General features: G+C 60.4%; 12 protein-coding genes. 5 read left to right on the top strand and 7 right to left on the bottom strand.

Annotation, left to right across the window (positions count from 1 at the left end; genetic code table 11):
* Window positions 1–71 precede the first annotated feature (71 nt).
* Window positions 72–761, top strand: coding sequence for an IS110 family transposase (locus PPUTUW4_RS30625; protein ID WP_015095477.1), 690 nt, complete (start codon window positions 72–74; stop codon window positions 759–761).
* A 123-nt stretch (window positions 762–884) separates the two neighbouring features.
* Here the strand turns inward: PPUTUW4_RS30625 and PPUTUW4_RS15225 are convergent, their stop codons facing one another.
* The gene (locus tag PPUTUW4_RS15225) at window positions 885–2,507 is read right to left on the bottom strand and encodes an MFS transporter (protein ID WP_015095476.1); all 1,623 of its coding nucleotides are present in this window, start codon (window positions 2,505–2,507) and stop codon (window positions 885–887) included.
* Between the two features lie 141 nt (window positions 2,508–2,648).
* A complete protein-coding gene (locus PPUTUW4_RS15220; protein ID WP_015095475.1) occupies window positions 2,649–4,307 on the bottom strand; it encodes a GMC family oxidoreductase N-terminal domain-containing protein in 1,659 nt (552 codons plus the stop codon).
* Between the two features lie 132 nt (window positions 4,308–4,439).
* Between PPUTUW4_RS15220 and PPUTUW4_RS15215 the strand changes: the two genes are divergently transcribed.
* Window positions 4,440–5,330 (top strand): LysR family transcriptional regulator, encoded by an 891-nt coding sequence (locus PPUTUW4_RS15215; protein ID WP_015095474.1) that lies wholly within the window; start codon window positions 4,440–4,442, stop codon window positions 5,328–5,330.
* 129 nt (window positions 5,331–5,459) lie between these two features.
* Here PPUTUW4_RS15215 and PPUTUW4_RS15210 read toward each other — a convergent pair whose 3' ends face one another.
* From PPUTUW4_RS15210 to PPUTUW4_RS15200, 3 genes are all read right to left on the bottom strand, one after another.
* Entirely contained in the window at window positions 5,460–6,557 is a 1,098-nt protein-coding gene (locus PPUTUW4_RS15210) for a DNA alkylation repair protein (protein WP_015095473.1), read from the bottom strand.
* A gap of 160 nt (window positions 6,558–6,717) precedes the next feature.
* Window positions 6,718–8,526, bottom strand: coding sequence for a monovalent cation:proton antiporter-2 (CPA2) family protein (locus tag PPUTUW4_RS15205; RefSeq protein ID WP_015095472.1), 1,809 nt, complete (start codon window positions 8,524–8,526; stop codon window positions 6,718–6,720).
* Between the two features lie 238 nt (window positions 8,527–8,764).
* Entirely contained in the window at window positions 8,765–9,430 is a 666-nt protein-coding gene (locus PPUTUW4_RS15200; protein WP_015095471.1) for a response regulator transcription factor, read from the bottom strand.
* Window positions 9,431–9,633: 203 nt separating this feature from the next.
* Here PPUTUW4_RS15200 and PPUTUW4_RS15195 point away from each other — a divergent pair, with 203 nt between their 5' ends.
* Together PPUTUW4_RS15195 and PPUTUW4_RS15190 are read left to right on the top strand one after the other, a co-directional pair.
* A complete protein-coding gene (locus PPUTUW4_RS15195; RefSeq protein WP_015095470.1) occupies window positions 9,634–9,921 on the top strand; it encodes a PilZ domain-containing protein in 288 nt (95 codons plus the stop codon).
* An 89-nt stretch (window positions 9,922–10,010) separates the two neighbouring features.
* Entirely contained in the window at window positions 10,011–15,944 is a 5,934-nt protein-coding gene (locus PPUTUW4_RS15190) for a VCBS domain-containing protein (RefSeq protein WP_015095469.1), read from the top strand.
* Between the two features lie 369 nt (window positions 15,945–16,313).
* On the opposite strand, the gene PPUTUW4_RS15185 is transcribed toward PPUTUW4_RS15190, so the two are convergent.
* Both PPUTUW4_RS15185 and PPUTUW4_RS15180 read right to left on the bottom strand, forming a co-directional pair.
* Complete coding sequence (locus tag PPUTUW4_RS15185) at window positions 16,314–17,615, bottom strand: cation:dicarboxylase symporter family transporter (RefSeq protein WP_015095468.1); 1,302 nt, start codon at window positions 17,613–17,615, stop codon at window positions 16,314–16,316.
* 73 nt (window positions 17,616–17,688) lie between these two features.
* Window positions 17,689–19,044 carry a lyase family protein gene (locus PPUTUW4_RS15180; RefSeq protein ID WP_015095467.1) on the bottom strand — a complete coding sequence of 452 codons (1,356 nt, stop codon included), beginning with the start codon at window positions 19,042–19,044 and terminating at the stop codon, window positions 17,689–17,691.
* 116 nt (window positions 19,045–19,160) lie between these two features.
* Here PPUTUW4_RS15180 and PPUTUW4_RS15175 point away from each other — a divergent pair, with 116 nt between their 5' ends.
* Window positions 19,161–19,901: a GntR family transcriptional regulator gene (locus PPUTUW4_RS15175; RefSeq protein ID WP_015095466.1), complete on the top strand. Its 741-nt coding sequence runs from the start codon at window positions 19,161–19,163 to the stop codon at window positions 19,899–19,901.
* The last annotated feature ends 316 nt before the right edge of the window (window positions 19,902–20,217 follow it).

The raw sequence follows: 20,217 nt of genomic DNA, 5'->3' as shown, positions 1-20,217 counted from the left end.
CCGCCCATAATCGTATCGCTGTGCCAGAGTGAGTGGTGTCGCCATCCACTTGTGCAAAGGGGTAGTCAGCCATGGAAATCAAAACCGTTGGTATCGACTTAGCCAAAAACGTGTTCCAGATCCATGGCATGAACGAGCGAGGCAAGCCGATATTGCGCAAGCAACTGAAGCGCGATCAGGTAGTGGTATTTTTTGCTAATTTACCGCCCTGCCTGATCGGCATGGAAGCTTGTAGTAGCGCTCACTATTGGGCCCGCAAGCTTGAGGAACTGGGCCATACCGTGCGACTCATGGCTCCCCAATTCGTCAAACCCTATGTCAAGAGCAACAAAAATGACGCAGCAGATGCCGAGGCCATCTGCGAGGCTGTGACTCGGCCAACCATGCGGTTTGTGCCAATCAAGAATGTTGAACAGCAGTCTGTGTTGGCCCTGCACCGTGCGCGTCAGGGATTCGTGAAGGCGCGCACAGCTCAAGCCAATCCGTCCTCCGATGGCTATTGCTACGTCAATGCCGGCAAGGTGCGAGCCCGGGGCTTCGAAGCGGAAATCAGCGGTGAAGTCATTGAGCGCCTGCAACTGCCGGTGGGCTACACCCAGACCAAGACCCTGGATGACATCGACACCAGCCTGAACGGCGTTGCGCTCAACGGCAACAACCTGTTCGACAAGCGTTACTACGCCACCATCGGTACCGAGACGTTTGGCAATTACTACGGTGATCCACGCAACTTCATAGTGTCGGTCAAGGCCAGTTTCTGAGCCGGTCTTTGTAGGAGCGAGCTTGCTCGCGATGGACCTGAGAGCGACGCGTTTATCCAGAAAACACGCGTTATCGTTAACGTCCATCGCGAGCAAGCTCGCTCCTGCAAAGGTGGGGGGATCTTAGTTTTTGTCGAGATCCACGTTACGCGTCTCACGCAGGCAAATCATCCCCACCACCAGGCTCACCCCGGTGATCACCACCGGATACCACAGCCCGTAGAAGATGTCCCCGGTGTACACCACCAGCGCGAACGACACCGTCGGCAGGAAGCCGCCGAACCAGCCGTTGCCGATGTGGTAGGGCAGGGACATCGAGGTATAGCGGATGCGGGTCGGGAACAGTTCGACCATCAACGCCGCCAACGGGCCGTAGCACATGGCCGAGATGATGATCAGCGCGACAATCAGCGCCACGATCATCGGTTTGTTGATCTGCTGCATGTCCGCCTGTTGCGGGTAGCCGGCGAGGGTCACGGCGCCGCGCAAGGCGGCTTCGTCGAAACCATCGATCTTCACGTCACCGACGCTTACCTGCACGTCACTGCCGGCCGGTGCGATAGCACTCTGGTACGGCAGGCCCTGCTTGACCAGGAAGGTCTTGACCTTGTCGCACGGGCTGTCAAATTTCGCCTTGCCCACCGGGTCGAACTGGAAGGTGCAGGTGGCCGGGTCGGCCATCACGGTGATCGGTGCCTGGCGGCTGGCCTGGTCGATGGCCGGGTTGGCGTAGTGGGCCAGGGTCTTGAAGATCGGAAAGTACAGCGCGGTGGCCAGCAGCAGGCCGATCATCAGCACCGGTTTACGCCCGACCTTGTCCGACAGCCAACCAAAGAAAATGAAGAAAGGTGCGCCAATGGTCACGCTGACAATCAGCAAGCCGTTGGCCACCGCCGGGTCCATTTTCAGGAACTGGGTGAGGAAGAACAGCACATAGAATTGCGCAGCGTAGAAGGTCACCGCTTGCCCGGCATTGATGCTGAACAGCGCGATCAGCACCACCTTGAGGTTTTCCCATTTGCCGAAGGAGTCGCGAATCGGCTGCTTGCACAGCTTGCCTTCCTCTTTCATTTTCACGAAGGCCGGCGACTCGTGCAGGCTCAGGCGAATCCAGGTGGAGATGCCCAGCAGCACGATGGAAAACAGGAACGGAATGCGCCAGCCCCAGACTTCGAACTGATCGCCAGTGAAGTAGCGGCAGCCCAGCACCACCAGCAGCGAGAGCAGCAGGCCCAGGGTCGCGGTGGATTGAATCCAGCTGGTGTGGAAGCCGCGTTTGCCCATGGGCGCGTGCTCGGCGACATAGGTCGCGGCGCCACCGTATTCACCGCCCAGGGCCAGGCCCTGGAGCATGCGCAGCACCACCAGGATGATCGGCGCGGCGATGCCGATGCTGGCGTAGGTCGGCAGCAGCCCGACACAGAACGTCGCCAGGCCCATGAGGACGATGGTGGCGAGGAAGGTGTACTTGCGCCCGATCATGTCCCCCAATCGACCGAACACCAGCGCGCCGAACGGCCGGACGATGAAGCCGGCGGCGAAGGCCATCAGCGCAAAGATGAACGCCGTGGTGTCGTTGACCCCGGCGAAGAACTGTTTGCTGATGACTGCCGCAAGGGCGCCATAAAGGAAAAAGTCGTACCACTCGAAGACGGTCCCGAGGGACGAGGCGAAGATGACTTTCTGGGTTTCCTGGCTGGTGCCCGCGCTGCGCACGGCTTCCAGGGATTGAACGTGCTCTGACATACCGGTATCCCTCACAGTGATTGTTTTTGTTGTTCCACTGGTGTTGCGTGTTCCATTTCAGGGGTAATGCTCAGTGTCCGTGAATCTAATGTGATCCTTGTGGGAGCGAGCCTGCTCGCGAAGGCGTCGTGTCATTCAACGTCAATGTGAATGATCCACCGCTTTCGCGAGCAGGCTCGCTCCCACAGAAAGCGTTTCTGGCGTGGCCAGGATCATCTGTGCAGCCTTCTCGGCAATCATCAGCGTCGGCGAGCAGGTGTTGCCCGAGGTGATGCGCGGCATGATCGAGGCATCGGCTATACGCAAGCCGGGGATGCCATGGACCTTGAGTTGCGCATCGACCACGGCGTCGGCGTCATTGCCCATGCGGCAGGTGCCCACGGGGTGGAAAATCGTGGTGCCGATGCGCGCGGCGGCTTCGTGCAGTTGTTCCTCGCTTTGCAGGCTGGCACCGGGCAGGTATTCCACCGGATTGAAGGCGCGCAGGGCCGGCGCGGCGACAATGCGCCGGGTCAGGCGAATGGCATCGGCGGCGACCCGCAGGTCTTCCGGGTGGCTCAGGTAATTGGGCTGGATCAGTGGGGCTTGTTGCGGATCAGCCGAGCGGATATCGACCCGGCCACGGCTTTGCGGGCGTAGATCGCAGACCGATGCGGTGAACGCCGGGAATCCATGCAACGGTTCGCCAAAGCGCTCCAGCGACAGCGGCTGCACGTGGTATTCAAGGTTGGCTGAAGTCTGTTCCGGCCCCGAGCGGGCAAAGGCGCCCAACTGGCTCGGCGCCATGGACAGCGGGCCGCTGCGGTCATACAGGTAGCGCAGGCCCATGCCCAGCTTGCCCCACAGGCTGCCGGCAATCTGGTTCAGGGTGCGGGCATTTTCCAGCTTGTAGATCAGCCGCAGTTGCAGATGATCCTGCAGATTGCCGCCGACACCGGGCAGTTCATGGGCGACGCCAATGCCCAGCCGTTCCAGCAGTGGACGCGGGCCGATGCCGGAGCGTTGCAGGATGCCAGGCGACCCGACCGAGCCGGCACAGAGCACGATCTCCTTGCGCGCCTTGAAGGTCTTCACCTCGCCCTGCCAGCGGGCGCTGACTGCAGAGGCGCGGCCATTGTCCAGCCGCACGCGGTCGACTTCGACACCGGTCAGCACAGTGAGATTGGAGCGTTGGCGAATCGGTTTGAGAAACGCCTTGGCCGCGTTCCAGCGGATGCCGGCCTTCTGATTGACCTGGAAATAGCCGCAACCTTCGTTGTCGCCCTGGTTGAAGTCATCGATGCTGGCGATGCCGTTTTGTTCGGCGGCACTGCGGAAGGCGTCGAGAATCGGCCACGACAGGCGCTGGCGTTCGACTCGCCATTCGCCCGCGTCGCCGTGAAATTCGGCGGCGCCGGCGAAGTGGTTTTCACTCTGCTTGAACAGCGGCAACACGTCTTGCCAGCTCCAGCCGGGGTTGCCGTCGGCGGCCCAGCGGTCGTAGTCACCGGCCTGGCCGCGCATGTAGATCATGCCGTTGATGGATGAGCAGCCGCCCAGTACCTTGCCGCGCGGATAGCTCAGGGCGCGACCTTGCAGGCCCGGTTGCGCTTCGGTCTTGAAGCACCAGTCGGTGCGCGGGTTGCCGATGCAGTACAGGTAACCCACGGGGATGTGAATCCACGCATAGTTGTCGCGGCCGCCGGCTTCGAGCAACAACACGCGATGTTGCGGGTTGGCCGACAGTCGATTGGCCAGAAGACACCCGGCCGGCCCGGCCCCGACCACGATGTAATCGTATTCATCAAGGGAAGCCTGCATCCCTGACCTCGTTTTGTTGTTCTTGTTGTCTGTCATCCTAGTTGTTAGCTTTCGTCAAAAGAATGTTAGTTTTTGCGCAGCCGCTGTGCGTTTTTAAACAGCATCCCGAACGGCTATAAACAAGGACGCTTCATGTTCGACTGGAATGACCTGCGGTTTTTTCTCGAATTGCAGCGCAGCGGGCGTTTGCTCACGGCTGCCCGGCGCTTGAACACCACCCATGCCACCGTGGCGCGGCACATCGAGGCCATCGAAAAGAGCCTGGGTACGGCATTGTTCGTCCAGCATGCCCAGGGTTATGAGATGACCCCGGCGGGCGAGGCGTTGCTTAAACACGCCGAGGCGATGGAGAACGTGGCGCTGCTGGCCCAGGAGGAAATCACCCAATCCACCGCGCCGCTGGGCAAGATCCGCGTCGGGGTGACCGAAGGCCTGGGCATCATGTTCCTCGCCAGTCGCATGAACGGCTTGTTCGAGCGCTATCCGGGGCTGGAAGTGGAACTGGTGGCGGTGCCGCGGTTTGTCAGCATCCTCAACCGGGAGGCGGAAATCAGCATCCACCTTGAGCGCCCGGCCGCCGACATGCTGGTCACCCGCAAACTCACTGACTATCGCCTGGCGTTGTATGCCAGCCAGGAGTACCTCGATCGTTCGCCGCCGTTGCGCAGTCGCGAGGACCTGGGGCGTCACGCGTGGATCGGCTACGTCGATGATTTGCTGTTCAGCCAGGAATTGATGTTCCTCAACAGCTTCTGCCGCAACCCGCAGGTGGTGTTTCACAGCACCAGCGTGATCGCCCAGCAACAGGCTGCGCGCTCAGGCCTTGGGATTGCGGTGCTGCCGTGCTACATGACAAGTGCCGATCCGGGGCTGGTGCCGCTGTTGCCGGATGAAAGCATCCAGCGCAGCTACTGGATCAGCACTCGTCGGGAGTTGCACAAGTCGGTGCGGTTGCGGGTGTTGTGGGATTATGTGGTGGAGTTGTGTGAGCGGGAGCAGGGGTTGTTGTTAGGTGGTGCCTGAACTGACGCCTTCGCGAGCAGGCTCGCTCCCACACTGGTTTAGTGTCGTTCGCAAAATTTGTGGCAACACTGCCCCCTGTGGGAGCGAGCCTGCTCGCGAAGGTGGCACATCCAATATCCATCTTGAGGTTTAAGCAACAATCTCGAACGCCGTGCTGGCCAGCCTTTCGCCGTTGACCATGACATGCACCGCATGGCGCCCCGCATAATGCCGGCGGGTGGTGAGTTCCTTGATGTGTTGCCCACGGCTGACGGCTTCGCTGGCGTTGCCGGGCAGTGTCAGCGCCTTGAGCTTGAAGACCTTCGCCGAGGTGCTGCCGTTGGCCTTGACGTAATCGATGGCGTAGTCGATCACCAGGCGCTGGCTGCTTTCAACGGTGGATCTGATGGCAAACGACAGGGTGATCTTTTCTCCCAGGCCAATCACCGGCGGTTCGACTTTCACATCGACGATCTCGACTTCAGGCTTGCCGCCCGCGCCGATGATCGCCAGTGCCCGCTGGTTGCCCTGTTTGATCAGGCTGCGCAGGGCGTGCCTGGCGATCCATGCGGTGTGCCGGTTGTCCAGCGACCAGCCTTCGATCAGGTCCAGCACCCAGTCGGGGTGGTCCTTGGTGATGTCGTTGAGGTGGTTGGCCACGGATTTGCGCACGTACAGGCTGGTGTCGGCCTTGAGGTTGTCGAGGATTTTTGCGGCGAGTGTCGGGTCGGCCTGGACGGGTTCCAGGCGGAATGACCAGGGCAGGCGTGGCCGGCAACCTTCACTGGCCAGGCGGCGTACGTGTTCGTTGTCATCCAGTGACCAGTCGTGCATCAGCTTGAGCGAACCCTCGAGGTCGCTGCGCAGAAAGTGGCGGATCGCGAATTCCGAAGAGCCGAAAGCGGTGAAGTACTTCAGTGCGTCCATCGACTGCTCGAACGCATGGGCGCCGTAGCGGGCGACGTAGTGCGGCAGGCACATGCTGACGAAACCGCTGTTCAGGCGCGGGGCGAGGGCGCGCAGCACCTGCAGCGATGCTTCATAGTCCAGCGGCAACACCGCGTGCAGGCATTCGCTGACCCGGGCCATGCGCTGCATGACGCTGAGGTCTGCCAGGCCGGATTGGGCCAGCTTGAGGAATTTCTCGCCGTCAAAATCGGGGTACACCGCCGTCATCTCTGTGGCGATGTGCTTGAGGCGCTCGGCGTTGAAGATTTCCTTGAGGGCGGGGGAGGCTTGGTCAGTCATGGGGGTTCCTTTGAAATTGTGGTTATTCCGTCACACCGCGTTATCGTTCTTCGCGAGCAAGCCCGCTCCCACAAGGGGACTTTGCCAGGCTCAATATTTGTGAGCACCTCAGATCCAGTGTGGGAGCGGGCTTGCTCGCGAAGAGGCCATTCCCGTCACCTCATTTCTTACCCGCCTGCTCCTGCAGTTGATCCGACTCGAACAACCTGGCCAGTTCCGCCCGCGCTTCCTGCGCCGTCTGCAGCACTTTCACCGCGTCGTCATACACCGCGTGCTGGGCTTCCAGCACCTCTTCGTCGTGCTGCTTGAAACGCTTGATCCGCGCATCGGCCTGGGCCTGGGTCAATCCCAGGCCGATCAGGGTCTGCCGGCTCATTTCCAGGCTCGAAAAAAAGGTCTCGCGCACGGCGTGGGCACCGACGTCCATCAGCCGGTGCACATGCTGACGGTTACGGGCGCGGGCGATGATTTTCATATGCGGATAGAGCTTGCGCACCAGCTCGGCGGTCTTGATGTTGGTGTCCGGGTCGTCTGTTGCGATCACAAAAAACTCGGCTTCGCCGACCTTGGCCGCGCTGAGGATTTCCGGGCGCATCGGGTCGCCGTAGAACACCGGAACGCCACCGAAGCTGCGGGACAGTTCGATGGTTTCCACCGAGGTGTCCAGGGCCACGAACTTGATGTTCTGCGCGCGCAGAATCCGCGCAACGATCTGGCCCATGCGGCCCATCCCGGCGATCACCACCCGCGGCGCGTCGGTGTCGATTTCACGGAACTTGTCCGGTACCTCCACCGGTTGCACTTTCGGGCTGACCAGGCGTGCGCAAATCAGCAGCAATAGCGGCGTCACGGCCATGGACAGGGTGATGGTCAACACCAGCAAGTCATACAGCCCGGCGGCGAACAGCCCATGATCGCGACCGATCTTGAACACCACAAAGGCAAATTCACCTCCGGCCGCCAACACGATACCCAGGCGGATGGCACTGACGTTCTTCAAACCTCCGGCCAGGCGACCGACAATAAACAGCAGCGGCAGTTTGATCGCGATCAGCAGCAGGGTCAGGCCCAGCACCGCGACGGGCGTGCTCAGCAACAGGCTCAGGTTCGCGCCCATGCCGACGCTGATGAAAAACAGCCCCAGCAGCAGGCCCTTGAACGGTTCGATCTGGGCTTCCAGTTCATGGCGATACTCGGAGTCCGCCAGCAGCAGGCCGGCGAGGAAGGCGCCAAGGGCCATGGAAATACCGACCAGCTCCATCAACCAGGCAGTGCCGATCACCACCAGCAGCGCGGTGGCGGTGGAAACCTCCGGCAACGCGGTCTTGGCCACCACGCGGAACACCGGTCGCAGCAGGTAACGCCCGCCGATCACCACCACGGCGATGCTGGCCAGCACTTGCAGGCCGTGGTTCAGGTTTTCGCTGGCGCTGGTGCTGTGATCGCCACCGGCCAGCAACGGCACCATGGCAATCAAGGGGATTGCGGCGATGTCCTGAAACAACAGGATTGCGAACGCCAATCGCCCGTGGGGGCTGGTCAGCTCCTTGCGTTCAGCCAGGCTTTGCAGGCCGAACGCCGTGGACGACAGCGCCAAGCCCAGGCCCAGGACGATCGCGGTGTTCAACGGCTGGCCAAACAACCACAAAGCCACCACGCCAATCACCGTGCCGGTCAGCAGCACTTGCGCCAGACCCACGCCGAACACTGATTTGCGCATCACCCACAAGCGTCGCGGCGACAGCTCCAGGCCGATGATGAACAGCAGCAACACCACGCCCAGTTCGGAAATGTTCGCGACGCTTTGCGGGTTGTCGATCAACCCCAGCACCGACGGGCCGATGATCACCCCGGCGAACAGATAGCCCAGGACCGCCCCCAGTTGCAGGCGCTTGGCTAACGGAACGATGAGCACGGCCGCCATCAGGAACACGACAGCGGCTTGTAGCAGGTTGCCTTCATGGGGCATGGGCGAAACTCCAGGACTCGGGACAGCGGGGGGCGTCAAGGATAAAGGTTGGGTTCTGTGAAGATCCACTGCGGGAGTGGTCTGTCATGTCAATTGATGGCGAATCTTACCGCCCTCGCAGGATATGGGGGGTAGATCGGGTTCTCGATAAATCCGGAAAGAATCGGCGAATGACCTGTGCTGGAGTTTCGGGACAAGGTCAGACTGCGGCAATACGCCCGACGTGTTGCCGCAGTCCTCAGTCGCCAGTGGACAGCCCATGCTTGTGTGCGTAGGCGTACAGATCTACGCGGTTCGTCAGGCCCAGCTTGCTGTAGATCGATGTCAAATGGTTGCGCAGCGTGTGCTCGCTGATGTGCAGTTTCTCGGCCACCAACTTGCCAGGCGCTGAGGGGTCGCGGGCCAGCGATGCAATGGTTTGCTGCTCGCGGCGCGTTAGCTTGGCGATTTTTTGTTGCTCCGGGTCTATATCGCGCTCGGCTTTCTTGCGCGCCAGTTCAAGAAAGATACGGCTGGTGGCATTGCGGTCAATCCAGAGTTCGCCGTCATGCACTTTTTCTATGGCTTTGAGCAATGTTGATGCGGAGGTCGACTCCCTCTTATCCACCACGCCACGTGCGCCCGCCAGCACCGCACTGTCATGTAGCGCCACGTCGCTCGACCCTGTCACGACCAGAATCCTGGCTTTGGTCTGGCTGTGCAAGTCGGCCAGCGACTCGATACAGTCCTCGCTGTCCAGGTCCAGCACCACCACATCCGGCGCGTATTGGTGCGGCGAAAGCAGGTATTGCGCCACCGACGACACCGAACCCGCCAGCGCCAACCTTGGTCGAGCGCTTTCCACCAGACGCTCAAGGCCCCAGGCCACGAGCGGTAGAGCTACTAACAGAACTTGAATTGGCATGCGTGTCGCTGCCCCTTTAGGCGGGTTGTGTTAGCTGATCATGATAGCAATCGTTGCAGTCCTTAGTGTTTTCAATAGCGCTGCAGTCCCCCCCTCCCATGACATTTGTCCCGTAAAACACTGTTTTGATGGGTGATTGACTCCCAGAAAAAAAGGGATAGCTCGCTCATGTAATAAACAGCGGTGGTTTTTAGACTGCCGACATGAAAGACACACTCCGCATTGAGCCCCGAGAACAAGTCACCCTGTCGCTGCAACTGATCGGCGGGGGCAGCGGTGTCACCCGTGACATCAGCGCCTCCGGTTTGTATTTCGAAACCGATAGCGAGCAGCAGGTGGGTAGCTTGATTGATTTCGAGATCGAGTTCGACGCTCCCGGCGGCCCCATGAAGTTCAAGGCGCGAGGACAAATCGTGCGCATTGAGCCGCTGGGCGGCAGGGCCGGGGTGGGCGTGAAGCTACTGGCCAGCCGGCTGGTACCGGTGGAGTGAAGTGTTTGTGGGTTGAGCGAGGATCGGCTTGCGGCTGTTGGCGGCCTACAGCGGTTTTTTGCTCTGAGTGACATTCTTGGGAGAAAGACATGGCTAGCACCACCACTACCAGCGGCGGAACCGTTACCTCGTTTTCCAACACGCCGCAGGCGAAGGATGACGTCTTTACCACCACTGAAAATCTGCTGGGGGTCGTGTATTGGGACGTCATGTCCAATGACCTCGGCGGTAACGCGAAGACACTCTGGTCACTCGACAACGCGGACAGTCTTTCTACTGCCACCAAGGTTTATGCTCCGGCCGACCTCCTGACCCAGGATACGTCGAGGGCTGAGGCGACGAGTTCTGACACCAGTGTGAATGGTGCAAAGATCTGGATCACCCCGGACGGTAAGGTCGGCTACGATGCCGCTACTTTCACCACTGCTTTCAAGGCACAACTCCAGGCGCTTGCTACTGGCGAGGTCCTGACGGACAGCTTTACCTATGCGATGCGCCTGGGCAACGGCACGCTCAGTTGGGCCACCGCGACAGTGCAGTTCTCGGGCGTGAATGATGGTGTGACGATCAGCCTCGGCGCGCAGGCCGGCTCGGTGACCGAAGACGCCGACACCACTGCGAGCGCGACCGACTCGCTGACGGCCAGCGGCACGATTGTCTTTAACGACGTCGACCTGAGTGACACGCACACGGCGACGTTCGCACCGGCGGCGGGCAACGCTACTGATCTTGGTACGTTCGTGCTCTCGCCGGTAAGCGAAGCCGCGAACGCGGCCAACGGTTCGGTGCAATGGACGTACAACCTGAGCAATGGGGCGGCGCAGTACCTGGCCCAGGGACAGACAGTTACCGAAACCTACCTGGTCACCATCAGCGATGGTCATGGTTCGACGGTAACGCAGAATGTGACTATCACCATCACCGGCACCAACGACGGGCCAACGGTTACGGCGGCAGAAATCGAAAGCGGTGCGGTGACCGAAGACGGCACCACGGTGGCCAGCGGCAGCTTCGCCTTCGGCGACGTGGACCTGGCCGATGACGCCCATGTGGCCACCGTGAGCGCGCCGGCCGGTGCGCTGGGCACGCTGGTGGCCACTGTGAACGACGAGAGCACGGGCGACGCGGCGGGCAGCGTGGGCTGGACCTATACGCTGAACAACAGCGCGGCGCAGTACCTGGCCGAGGGCCAGACCAAGACTGAAGTGTTCACGGTGACGCTGACCGACGACTTCGGGGCGACGGTGACCAAGGCTGTGACCATCACCCTGACCGGGACCAACGACCAGCCGACGCTGAGCATCGACGACACGACCGGGGCGATGAACGAAGGCAATGGCACAGCCACGCTGAGCGACAGCGGGGCGCTGAGTTTTGCCGATCTGGACAGCAACGACATCGTGACGGTCAGCCAGACCGCCAACAACGACATCGCCTGGAGTGGCGGCACCCTCGGTGCGGCGCAGGCTGCGGCGCTGGTCGCCGGCTTCTCGGTCGATCAAACCGGCTGGAACTACAGCAGCAGCGAGAACCTGGACTTCCTGCGGGCCGGTGAAACCATCAGCTTCTCCTACACCGTGGTGGCCAGCGACGACAGCGGCGCAGGCAATGCGACCTCGGCACCGCAGACGGTGACGATCACCCTGACCGGCACCAACGACCAGCCGACGCTGAGCATCGACGACACGACCGGGGCGATGAACGAAGGCAATGGTGCAGCCGCGCTGAGCGACAGCGGAGCGCTGAGCTTTGCCGATCTGGACAGCAACGACGTCGTGACGGTCAGCCAGACCGCCAACAACGACATCGCCTGGAGCGGCGGCACCCTCGGTGCGGCGCAAGCCGCGGCACTGGTGGCCGGCTTCTCGGTCGATCAAACCGGCTGGAACTACAGCAGCAGCGAGAACCTGGACTTCCTGAGCGTTGGTGAAACCATCAGCTTCTCCTACACCGTGGTGGCCAGCGACGACAGCGGCGCAGGGAATGCGACCTCGGCACCGCAGACGGTGACGATCACCCTGACTGGCACCAACGACGCGCCCGTGCTCAGTTTCGCAACGGGCAATGATGCCGGCGCGGTGCAGGAAGACATCAAGCTCAGCGTGACTGGCCAGCTCAGCTCGACCGACATCGATCACGACGCCACGGCGACTTGGAGCATCAATGGCTCATCAACCGGCACCTACGGCTCGATCGCCGTCGACAGCAACGGCCAGTGGACCTACACCCTGGCCAACGGCACCGATGGCGTTGCCAGTGCGGTGCAGTCGCTGAAGGCGGGCGAGAGCCATGATGAGGTGTTTACGGTGCAGATCAGCGACGGCCTCGGCGGCGTCGACACCCAACTGGTGACTATCACCGTCACCGGCAGCAACGATGCCGCCGTGCTGTCCTCGGCCAGCGTTACGCTGAGCGAAACCAATGCTCCGCTGACCACCGGCGGCAGCCTGACCATTAGCGATATCGACAGCCCGGAAAGCTTCCAGGCCCAAACCAACACCGCCGGCAGCTACGGCCAGTTCTCCATCGGCACCGACGGTGCCTGGACCTACGTCGCCAGCTCCGCCCACAACGAGTTCGCCGCCGGCACCACCTACACCGACACCTTCGCGGTGAGCAGTGCCGACGGCACCCTCACTTCGGTCACCGTGAATATCCTCGGCACCAATGATGCGGCCGTGCTGTCCGCCGACATCGCCAACCTCACCGAGACTAATGCCGCCGTCGATATTTCCACCACCGGCACCCTGACCATCAGCGACGTCGACAGCGCCGCAACCTTCGTCGCCCAAACCAACACCGCCGGCAGCTACGGCCAGTTCTCCATTGGCACCGGCGGTGCCTGGACCTACGTCGCCAACTCCGCCCATAACGAGTTCGCCGCCGGTACCACCTACACCGACACCTTCGCGGTGAGCAGTGCCGACGGCACCCTCACTTCGGTTACCGTGCATATCCTCGGCACCAACGACGCCGCCGTGCTGTCCGCCGACATCGCCAACCTCACCGAGACCAATGCCGCTGTCGACATTTCCACCACCGGCACCCTGACCATCAGCGACGTCGACAGCGCCGCAACCTTCGTCGCCCAAACCAACACCGCCGGCAGCTACGGCCAGTTCTCCATCGGCACCGGCGGTGCCTGGACCTACGTCGCCAACTCCGCCCACAACGAGTTCGCCGCCGGTACCACCTACACCGACACCTTCGCGGTGAGCAGTGCCGACGGCACCCTCACTTCGGTCACCGTGCATATCGCCGGCAGCAACGACTCACCGACGATCACTTCCAACGGTGGCGGTGCGACGGCTTCGATCAACGTGGCGGAGAACACCACGGCGGTCTCGACAGTGGCGGCAACAGATGTTGATCTGCCGGCACAAACTCTGAGCTACAGCATCGTCGGCGGAGCGGATGCCGCGAAGTTCTCGATCGTTTCAGGCACAGGCGTGCTGAGCTTTATTTCTGCACCCAACTTTGAAGCACCGACTGATTCGGGGGCAAACAACGTCTATGACGTGATTGTGCGGGCGTCGGACGGCACGCTGTTTGACGACCAGGCGATCGCGGTAACCGTGGCGGGAGTCAACGACAACTCCCCGGTGATCACCTCCAACGGTGGCGGTACGACGGCTTCGATCAACGTGGCGGAGAACACCACGGCGGTTACTACGGTGGTGGCGACCGATGCCGATCTGCCGGCGCAGACGCTGAGCTACTCGCTCCTGAATACGGCCGGGACGGACTTCAGCAAGTTCTCGATCAGTTCGAGTGGGGTGCTGACGTTCAACTCGGCGCCCGATTACGAGAATGCCCAGGATGTCGGTGGTACTGACGGCGACAACGCCTACGTTGTGGACGTTCAGGTGTCCGACGGCAATGGCGGAATCGACACGCAGACGATTACGGTGAATGTGCAGAACGTCGTTGAGACGCCAGTTGATACCGTGGCGCCAACGGTGATAGTGACAGGGACTGCCTTAGGGAATTCGATGGGTTCAACGTCGACGGTCACATTCCAGTTCAGTGAGACGGTGAGCGGTTTTAACCTGTCTGATGTAGCAGTGTCGACAACGAGCGGAACGCCACGCGGAACCTTCAGTAACTTTACCCAGGTTGACGGCGATACCTACACGGCAACGCTGACCAGAACGCTGGGCGGTAGCATAAAAGTCGATGTTGCCGCGAACAGCTACACCGACCTGGCGGGTAATCCTGGTGCGGCCGGGAGCAGTGCAAACCTTCCGGCAGGCGTTGCCGGCGAACCTGTCAATCTGGCCCTCAACGTTCCACTGGCCGATATCAGCGGCCCCGTGACGGTGACCATCAGCGGTGTTCCTTCGGGGTGGATGTTCAATGCAGGAACCGACAATGGCGATGGCACCTGGACCGTGCAGACCAGCGATCCCGGCGCATTGACCGTGACAACTCCAAGGGAATTCGCCGGTGCGTTGGTGCTCGATGTCAACCTGTACTGGAGCAACAGCGACGGCAGCACCGCAAGCGCCTACGTGTTCAACAACGTCGAAATCTATGCCCCGGACGCACCGATCTTTGCCTTGTCCACCGACGACAACCTGACCGGCTCGTCCGGTGCCGACACTTTCGTATTCGCGCGGCCGATCGGCAACAACGTCATTTACAGCTTCGATGCGACGGCGGACAAGATCGACTTGATCGGCTTCACCGGCGTCAACGATTTTGCGGATGTGAGTATCGTCAACGACGCGAGCGGCAATGCCGTGCTCAGTATCAGCGCCGACCAGACGATCACCATCAACGGTGTGGATGCGGCGGCGTTGAGCGGGGCCAACCTGCTGTTCGATGTGGACCCGGTCACGACCAATACGGGCACCCTCACCATTGCCGACGGCGCGATCATGCCGTTCGGTGGCAGCATCGACAACAGCGGCACCATCGCGCTCGGCTCCACCGGCAGCGAGGCCGAACTCGAGATCCTGTTCCGTGGCGCGACGTTGACCGGTGGCGGGCAAGTGGTTCTGTCCGACAGCGCGCACAACGTGATCTTTGGTGGCAGCGCGGACACGGTGCTCACCAATGCCGACAACACTATCTCGGGTGCCGGCCAGTTGGGCGCGGGGCAGATGATGCTGGTCAACTCGGGCCTGATCCTCGCCAGCGGCGTCAATGCGCTGGTGATCGATACCGGTAGTAGCGCCGTCACCAACACGGGGGTGCTGCAAGCCAGCGGCAGCGGCGGATTGGTGATTGAAAGTGCGCTCGTCAACAGCGGTAGCCTGTGGGCGAACGATGGCAATATCACCATCAACGGAGATGCCGCAGGCGCGGGAAGCGCGACTATCAGCGGTTCGGCGATGCTGGAATTCGCTGCGGCCTCCGATCAGCATGTGACGTTTGACAGCGGCGCGGCAGGCACGCTCAAGCTTGATGTATCGACGGCGTTCAGTGGCAGCGTCAGCGGTTTTGCCGCAGGTGACAAGCTGGACTTTGGCGATATTGCGTTCGGCGACGATACGCAGATCACCTATGCAGCGAATGACACAGGCACCGGCGGCCTGCTGATGGTGAGCGACGGCGCACACGCGGCGCAGATCGCGCTGAATGGCCAATACGCGGCGGCGGGTTTGCAGGCGAACGCCGAGGGCAGCGGCAGTGAGCTGGCCTACGATGCCGCGGCGGCAAACCACAGGATGCTGGGCGGTCTGGCCAACGACACACTGGTCGGCGGTGCGGGTGACGATCTGTTCCTTGGCGGGCAGGGCAACGACACGCTCTACGGCGGCCTCGGCAACGATACCTTCATGTTTGCTGCCGCAGGCTTCGGCAACGACTCGATCCAGGACTTCGACCTCAATCCGAGCGGAGGGCAGGACTTGCTCAATATCGCGGGGACGGGGATCAACAGCGAGACGTTCGCTGCCAACGTGAGCATTGCCGCTGACGGAGCGGACACGGTGATCGGGATCGGCGTGGACTCTATTCGCCTTGTCGGTGTCAGCAGTGCAGGTATCGATCAGGCGGACTTTATCCTGGCGGTATGATGCTTTTGCTGCCGGCCGCTCGTTGCTACGCGGTTGCAGACCCGATTGCCGTGGCGTCGCTGGCGAGGCTCCGTTTGCTCCTGTAGGCGATGTGTAATGGGGGTAACCTTCATCGGATTTGGTGCTGCGATTCTCGCTATAGGCAGGCAGTCGGCCTGAGACATGAGTGTTGATCAATAATCGCTTCTGGCCGATGGCTGCCTGTCTCGAAGGGTTGCAACCGGCCCAAAGCGGACATGCTTTGCTCATTTGATCTTTAGTGCCTGCGGATATTTTCCAAGTAAAAAGGGCCTTTAAAAGGCCCTTTACTGTGTGCGTAGTTCAGTTATTCGAAGAAGTTTTCACTCCCCAAAGACAGTCATTGACCGGTTAAAGCGCCGCCTCTGGATTACGCCCGAACACTCGGTTGTATTCGGCCTTGGCAGTCTGCTCGGTAAATTCCCCCGACCATTTCGAAACCACTACCGTCGCCACGCTATTGCCGATGGTGTTGCAAGTGGCAATGGCCATGGACATGAAGCGGTACACGCCAAACAACAAGGCCAGGCCTTCCACCGGCAATACACCAATGGCTGTTACCGTGGCGGCGAACACCACGAAACTGCCACCGGAAACCGCAGCTGCACCCTTTGAAGTCACCAGCATGATGGCAATGGTGCCCAACTGTTGCTCCCAGCTCATCGGCACGCCGTAGGCATTGGCGATGAACAGCACGCAGAGCGACATGTAGATGGAGGTGCCATCGAGGTTAAAGGCATAACCGGTAGGCAGGACCAGACCGACGCTCTGTTTGGAGCAACCGAATTTCTCAAGTTTTTGCAGCAGACGTGGCAGGGCGCTTTCCGAGGAAGCAGTACCGAGAACGATGAAAATCTCATCTTTGATGTACTTGAGGAATCGCCACAGGCTGAAGCCTGAAATACGGCAGACCACGCCCAATACCACGAAGATGAAGAACGCGACGCAGACGTAGAACATCAGCACCAGGTTGGCCAATGACATCAGCACAGCGCTGCCATTGGCACCTACGGCATATGCCACGGAACCAAAGGCACCGAGCGGGGCGAACTTCATGATCAGGTTGATGAACTCGAAGAAGCACTCGGAGATCCGGCTCAAGCCGTCTTCGATGACGCTGCGACGCTCGGGTTTCAGCGCGAGCAAGGCGAAACCGAACAGCACCGAAATCACCAGCACTTGCAGCAACTGACCGCCAGCGAAAGCGCCGACGAAGTTATCAGGGAAGATCCCGTAGATGAAGTCCATGGTCGAGGCGGGCGCGTGCCCCTTGGCAACTGCCGCGCTGGCCGCCGCTGCCGTCGCGCTACTCGGATGAGCGTCGTGCATGCCCGAGCCGATGTTCAGCAGGTTGCCCCACAGCAGGCCGAGGGCCAGGGCAATAGTGGACACGACTTCGAAGTAGATCAGCGCCCGCAAACCGACCTTGCCGACACGCTTGATATCGCCCGCCGAGGCAATGCCGTGGACGACGGTGAAAAACACCAGGGGCGCCACGGCGGTCTTGATCAGCTTGAGGAAAATGTCGCCGAGGATTTTGAACTTGGCGGCCAGTTCCGGGGCCAGGAAGCCGAAGGCAATCCCCAGCACCATGGCGGCGATAACTTGAAAGGTGAGGTCTTTGTAGAACGGCTTTTTGTTGACTGTGGTCATGTCTGCGATCTCGTTGTTCTTATTGGCGAGTAAAGTGCAGAAGGGGGCTCGATCAGCGACGAGCCCCGTGAATTCAGCGCTTGACGGAACCCTCGCGAGCCAGGGCTATGTCGACCATCTGGGGGGCAAGACCCAGATAATTGGCCGGATCAGTCAGGCGCTGGAGTTCCTCGATATCCAGTTGCGCCGTGGCTTCACCTTGAGCGAGCAAGGCATCGAGCAAACTGGTGCCTTCATCGTTCGCCATGCGGCAGGCGGCATACACCACGTCATGCGCCACCTGGCGGCCCAGCGCCGGAGCCAGGCCCATCATCACGGCTTCAGCGACGATAAGGCCCTGGGTCATGTCGAGGTTCCTGCGCATGCGTTCGGTACGAACTTCCAGGCCAGCGAGCATGAATTTCGCCTGGCCGAGGGATGCAGCGCTCAAGGCGAAAGCTTCAGGAATGGCAATCCATTCGGCCTGCCAAGGGCCGGTGGAGCGTTCGAAGTCCTGAATCATTGCATCAAGCATCAGGCCTGCGTGCTGACGCACACCCTTGGCAGCGGCATACATCAATTCGCAGGAAATCGGGTTACGTTTTTGCGGCATGGTGCTGCTGGCACCGCGACCTTTGACGAAGGGCTCGTACACTTCACCCAACTCGCTGGTCATCATCATCATGACGTCGAGGGCGACTTTGCCCAGGGATCCGGTGACCAGCCCGAGGAAATTCAGGGTTTCGGCCAGGCCGTCCCGGGCTACGTGCCAAGTGGCTTGTGGCACGCCCAGACCCAGTTCAGCCATCAAGGCTTCCTGGACTTCCAGACCTTTGTCACCCAGAGACGCCAGTGTGCCTGCCGCGCCGGCGAACTGACCGATTTCCACCCGTGGGCGCAGTTCCACCAGGCGCTCGGCATGGCGGTCGAACATGCTCAACCACACCGCACATTTGTAGCCGAAGGTAATCGGCAAGGCATGTTGCAAGTGAGTCCGGCCCGCCATAGGGGTGTCGCGATAGCGCTTGGCGAGATCGGCCAATAAGCCACGTATAGCCTGAATATCGCGCTCGACCAATGCCAGTGCTGCGCGCACCTGCAAGACGACTGCGGTGTCCATGATGTCCTGGGTGGTAGCACCCCAATGGACGTAGCGGCCGGCTTCGCCACAGGTTTTCGACAGTTGTTCAACCAACGGCAGGATCGGGTAACCGACAATTTCGGTTTCGTGCTGCATCAGCGCCAAGTCGAGGGAGGCATAGGTCGCCAGTTCAGCGATTTGTTCGGCGGCCTGCTTCGGGATTACCCCACAGCGTGCTTCGGCGCGGGCCAATGCCACTTCCACTTCGATGTAGCGTTCGATCAAGGCTTTGTCGGAAAACACACCGCGCATCTCGGCGGTGCCGAACATGTCGCGAAAGAGGGCGGAGTCGAAGACAGTACTGGACATGGGGTAATCCTGATATGTTTGTTATTGATCGGACATATTTGATATGTACGTACATAATTCTTACGTGCTCACTGATACACTGTCAACTCGGTGAACGCTCGGGACTGATGAAAGGTATGAACCAGACGCGCTATGCGGTCGTTGCAAAAGACTTGATGGAAGGGATTTCCAGCGGGAAATTCCCGGTTGGGACGTTGCTGCCAACCGAATTTGAGCTGTGCGAGCTATATGATGTGAGCCGACATACGGTGCGTGCAGCGATCACCCAATTGCAGAATCAGGGGCTGGTGTCACGGCGAAAACGGGTGGGCACCCGGGTTGAGTCCGCCACACCCAAGGGCGGCTATTCGCAGTCGCTGGCTTCGGTATCAGACCTGGTTCATCTGGCCGAAACCCAAGTGCGCAGTATTCAGAGCGTGCAGCACTTTGTGGCAGACATCGCGCTAGCCAAGCGACTGGGCCTGGAACCTGGGGAGCATTACTTTTGTGTGTCGAGCATCCGGGTCGACCAGGAGAACTTGCGTGCGCCACTGTGCTGGACTGACGTGTATGCCCAGGACATTTACTCTGAAGTCATCGAGCTGGCCGAGCAGCATCCTGACGAGCTGATCGCTGCTTTGATTGAGCAGCATTTTGGTCGACACATCGATGTGGTGGATCAGCAAGTACGTGCGGTATTGCTGTCCCCCGAGATTTCCAAGAGCCTCAATGCCGAAGCCGGTTCCCCGGGTTTGAACATTCTTCGCCAGTATCGTGACGAGGAGGGGGCAGTGATGGTGGTGTCGGAAACTACCCATCCTCAGGATCGATTTACGTTGGTTTCCCAGATGAGAAGAGAAAGGAATCTGCCCACGTAGAAGGTCTATATTTTGACTGCAAAATCTGAGATTTCAGTTTTATGAGGGGGCGGCTTATCAAGTATCCGGCCCCGAGATCTACTTCTGATGCGGCTCTGCTGTCGTTGAGTCTTGGTTGACGAAGAGAGTCTGGTTTGAGCACAAAAATGGCCCTTCGAGGGCCATTTTTATGGGTGCGCCAGGCATGGCGCGTTGCGCGCAAGCGCAACCAGCTTGGGGCCTGATTCGAATAGTGAGGATGTGATGACGCGCAGCCCTGCGGGCCGAAAAAGTTGTACACGTTGTGTACTGATAGTGTAAAAACTATACAGTTAGC

It is taken from the genome of Pseudomonas sp. UW4 (assembly GCF_000316175.1).
Taxonomy (GTDB): domain Bacteria; phylum Pseudomonadota; class Gammaproteobacteria; order Pseudomonadales; family Pseudomonadaceae; genus Aquipseudomonas; species Aquipseudomonas laurylsulfatiphila.
This window is presented reverse-complemented; position numbering and strand designations above follow the sequence as displayed.

Coding starts and splice junctions, on each gene's coding strand:
- PPUTUW4_RS15200 (WP_015095471.1), bottom strand. CDS start 9,430: ATGCCAATTCAAGTTCTGTTAGTAGCTCTACCGCTCGTGGCCTGGGGC.
- PPUTUW4_RS15195 (WP_015095470.1), top strand. CDS start 9,634: ATGAAAGACACACTCCGCATTGAGCCCCGAGAACAAGTCACCCTGTCG.
- PPUTUW4_RS15190 (WP_015095469.1), top strand. CDS start 10,011: ATGGCTAGCACCACCACTACCAGCGGCGGAACCGTTACCTCGTTTTCC.
- PPUTUW4_RS15210 (WP_015095473.1), bottom strand. CDS start 6,557: ATGACTGACCAAGCCTCCCCCGCCCTCAAGGAAATCTTCAACGCCGAG.
- PPUTUW4_RS15185 (WP_015095468.1), bottom strand. CDS start 17,615: ATGACCACAGTCAACAAAAAGCCGTTCTACAAAGACCTCACCTTTCAA.
- PPUTUW4_RS30625 (WP_015095477.1), top strand. CDS start 72: ATGGAAATCAAAACCGTTGGTATCGACTTAGCCAAAAACGTGTTCCAG.
- PPUTUW4_RS15180 (WP_015095467.1), bottom strand. CDS start 19,044: ATGTCCAGTACTGTCTTCGACTCCGCCCTCTTTCGCGACATGTTCGGC.
- PPUTUW4_RS15220 (WP_015095475.1), bottom strand. CDS start 4,307: ATGCAGGCTTCCCTTGATGAATACGATTACATCGTGGTCGGGGCCGGG.
- PPUTUW4_RS15205 (WP_015095472.1), bottom strand. CDS start 8,526: ATGCCCCATGAAGGCAACCTGCTACAAGCCGCTGTCGTGTTCCTGATG.
- PPUTUW4_RS15215 (WP_015095474.1), top strand. CDS start 4,440: ATGTTCGACTGGAATGACCTGCGGTTTTTTCTCGAATTGCAGCGCAGC.
- PPUTUW4_RS15225 (WP_015095476.1), bottom strand. CDS start 2,507: ATGTCAGAGCACGTTCAATCCCTGGAAGCCGTGCGCAGCGCGGGCACC.
- PPUTUW4_RS15175 (WP_015095466.1), top strand. CDS start 19,161: ATGAACCAGACGCGCTATGCGGTCGTTGCAAAAGACTTGATGGAAGGG.